The 2,125-nt window shown below is 72.2% G+C and carries 2 protein-coding genes; both read left to right on the top strand.

Going from position 1 to position 2,125, the window contains the following annotated elements:
* Positions 1–170 precede the first annotated feature (170 nt).
* Positions 171–1,181: a carbohydrate ABC transporter permease gene (locus ACFWEG_RS28930; protein ID WP_387221060.1), complete on the top strand. Its 1,011-nt coding sequence runs from the start codon at positions 171–173 to the stop codon at positions 1,179–1,181.
* Between the two features lie 3 nt (positions 1,182–1,184).
* Positions 1,185–2,099, top strand: a complete 915-nt coding sequence (locus tag ACFWEG_RS28925; protein ID WP_387221057.1) for a carbohydrate ABC transporter permease — start codon at positions 1,185–1,187, stop codon at positions 2,097–2,099.
* The last annotated feature ends 26 nt before the right edge of the window (positions 2,100–2,125 follow it).

The following is a 2,125-nucleotide window of genomic DNA, read 5'->3' as shown; positions in this document are numbered from 1 at the left end:
CGCCGCCGCCCCCCTGACTGCGCGGCGGGGGGCCGGGGGACGGCGGCCCCGGCACCCCGGGCCGCCGTCCCGCCCACGAAGGGACCGCCCCGCACCGCACCCCCTCCTCCGCCCCGGCCCCGCGTCCGCCGACGCCGGGCCGCACCGAACCGACCGGAAGGACGCCCCTCGTGGCCACCTCCGTCCGGGCCGCGGCCGGCAGCCCGCAGCCCACCGACCCGCCCGACGAACCGACCACCCGCGGGTCGGGCACCCCCCGGCAGGACAGGCCCGGTTGGCGCAGCCGCCTGTACCGCTGGGACCTCAAGGCGACGCCGTACGCGTTCGTCGCCCCGTTCTTCCTGTGCTTCGCGGCCTTCGGACTCTTCCCGCTGCTCTACACCGGCTGGCTCTCGCTGCACCGGGTCGAGCTCGGCGGCGAGGCCGAGTGGCGCGGGATCGAGAACTACACCGGCCTCTGGGACAGCACCTTCTTCTGGAACGCGCTGGCCAACACCTTCACCCTCGGCGTCATATCCACCGTCCCGCAGCTCCTGATGGCCCTGGGCCTGGCCCACCTGCTCAACTACAAGCTGCGCGGCCGCGGTTTCCTGCGGGTCGCGGTGCTCGCCCCGTACGCGACCTCCATCGCCGCGGCCACGCTCGTCTTCGCCCAGCTGTTCAACTCCGACTACGGGCTGATCAACTCGGTGCTCGGCTGGGTCGGCTTCGACCCCGTCGACTGGCAGTCGTCCAAGTGGCCCGCGCAGATCGCCATCTCCACCATCGTCATCTGGCGCTGGACCGGCTACAACGCGCTGATCTACCTGGCCGCGATGCAGGCCGTCCCGCAGGACCTCTACGAGGCCGCCGCCCTCGACGGGGCCTCGCGCTGGCGGCAGTTCGTCTCGGTGACGATCCCCTCGATCCGCCCGACGATCCTGTTCACGATCGTGGTCTCCACCATCGGCGCGACCCAGCTGTTCGGCGAGCCGATGATCTACGGCGGCTCGCTCGGCATCGGCGGCGGCTCGGGCAACCAGTACCAGACCCTCAGCCTGCTGATGTACGAGAAGGGCTGGGTCACCGGCGCCCTCGGGCAGGCCTCGGCGATCGCCTGGGTGATGCTCGCGCTGCTGCTCCTCATCGGGGCGCTGCGGCTGGTGTCCGCGCGCCTGACCCGCACGAAGCTGGAGGGCTGAGCCATGGCCACCGTCACCGAGCCCCGCACGGCCCCCGCCGCCGGCGTGGCGGGCCCCCCGCCCGCGCGGCGCCGCCTCCGGCAGGGCGCCGGCCGCCAGCAGCACGCCGGCTGGCTCACCTACGTCGTCCTCGGGTTCGCCGCGCTGATCTCGCTCTTCCCGCTCTACTGGAACCTGGTCGCCGCCTCGCACGACGCGGCCCGCGTCTCCTCCGCGCCCGCCCCGCTCTGGTTCGGCCCCGACCTGGCGAAGAACCTTTCCAAGGCGTGGACCGACGCGGACATGGGCGTGGCGCTGGTCAACACCACAGTAGTGGCGGGCCTGGTGGCCCTCTCGACGGTGATGTTCGCGACCCTGGCCGGCTTCGCCTTCGCCAAACTGCGCTTCACCGGCAGGAACGTGCTGCTCGCCCTGGTCGTCGCGACGATGACCATCCCGCCGCAGCTCAGCGTGATCCCGCTCTACCAGATCATCACCGAGCTCGGCTGGGTCGACCAGCTGCAGGCGGTCGTCCTGCCGTCGCTCGTCGCCGCGTTCGGGGTGTTCTTCATGCGGCAGTTCCTCATCGAGGCACTGCCCATCGAACTGGTCGAGGCCGCGCGGATGGACGGCGCGAACAGCCTGCGGGTGATCTGGCACGTGGTGCTGCCCGTCGCCCGGCCGGCGATGGCGGTCCTCGGGATGCTCGTCTTCGTCCAGGCGTGGAACGACTTCTTCTGGCCGTTCATCGCGCTGACCCCCGAGGGCAGCCCGACCCTCCAGGTCTCCCTCGCCGGCCTCGGCGCGGGCAACCACACCGTCGACAAGGCGGTCGTCCTGACCGGTGCGCTGATCTCCACCGTGCCGCTGCTGCTCGTCTTCGCCTTCCTCGGCAAGCACGTGGTCGGCGGCATCACCCAGGGCGCGGTCAAGAGTTGACCACTCCCCGCGGGGGCCGGCCGGCC

The sequence above is a fragment of the Streptomyces sp. NPDC060194 genome, assembly GCF_042728285.1.
Taxonomy (GTDB): Bacteria; Actinomycetota; Actinomycetes; order Streptomycetales; family Streptomycetaceae; genus Streptomyces.
This window is presented reverse-complemented; position numbering and strand designations above follow the sequence as displayed.